The 894-nt window shown below is 35.0% G+C and carries 1 protein-coding gene; it reads right to left on the bottom strand.

What is annotated here, in order from left to right; all coding sequences use genetic code 11:
- The coding region (locus AYJ08_RS05740; protein WP_157452793.1) for an ATP-binding cassette domain-containing protein at window positions 1-616 on the bottom strand (616 nt) is incomplete at its 3' end.
- Window positions 617-894 lie beyond the last annotated feature (278 nt).

Genomic DNA, 894 nt, shown 5'->3' with positions numbered 1-894 from the left:
GCTTATTTTCCCACCAATCAGAGAAATTGCCTTTTTGTATTTCGATATTGGTCCTATTGATGGAAAGGATGTGATCTACACAGTTATCAAGGAATGACCTGTCGTGAGAGACAAGAATAAATCCACTTTTGGTATTGAGATAATCACTGACAAGTTTTCTTGCATGCATGTCGAGATGATTGGTTGGTTCATCAATTAACAGAAAATGATTTTCCTTGAGAAATAATGTAGCTAACAGCACTTTCGTTTGCTCCCCGTTGGACAATGAGTCAAAGGGGCGATATAAAACATCCTCAGAAACCTGTAGCAATGAAAGCTCGCGCATCAATTTCCAGTGAACATAGTCTGGATCAATGTCGTTGATTACATCAAGGGTATTATTTGCCTTATTTTCGACAGGGAAAGGAAAATATTCAAAGCTGACCGCAGCAGAAATATTTCCGCTGTATTCATATTTACCAAGCAATAGGTTAAGAAAAGTTGTCTTCCCTTTGCCGTTTCTTCCGGTAAATCCTAATTTCCAATCTGTATCGATCTGGAAGCTTGCGTTTTCAAATATGTTATCGAAACTGCCATCATAGGCAAACGTCAGGTTTGTAACATTGATTAATGACATAAGATATCCTCCTGTATAAAAAAATAAAAGCTACAAGAAAGTTACCTTCTTGTAGCTCAAATAAATACAGCAAATCCAACCCGCGATGGAGTCAGATAAGGATATATTGTTTGAGTGAAAGATGTAGTAACCTTCTTGCATATAAAGAATAAAACATACGAAAAATATCACTTTTGTAGTTTTATTAATTTATATATTCGCAAGAAAAATTACTCCATGTTTTCAACTCCAATCATTAAATTACATGTATCTTAACATACTCGTTTTTTGATTTCAAC

The organism is Brevibacillus sp. SKDU10 (genome assembly GCF_001645205.1).
Lineage (GTDB): Bacteria > Bacillota > Bacilli > Brevibacillales > Brevibacillaceae > Brevibacillus_B > Brevibacillus_B halotolerans.
Note: the sequence above shows the minus strand (reverse complement) of the source record. Positions and strands in the feature narration are given on the sequence as shown.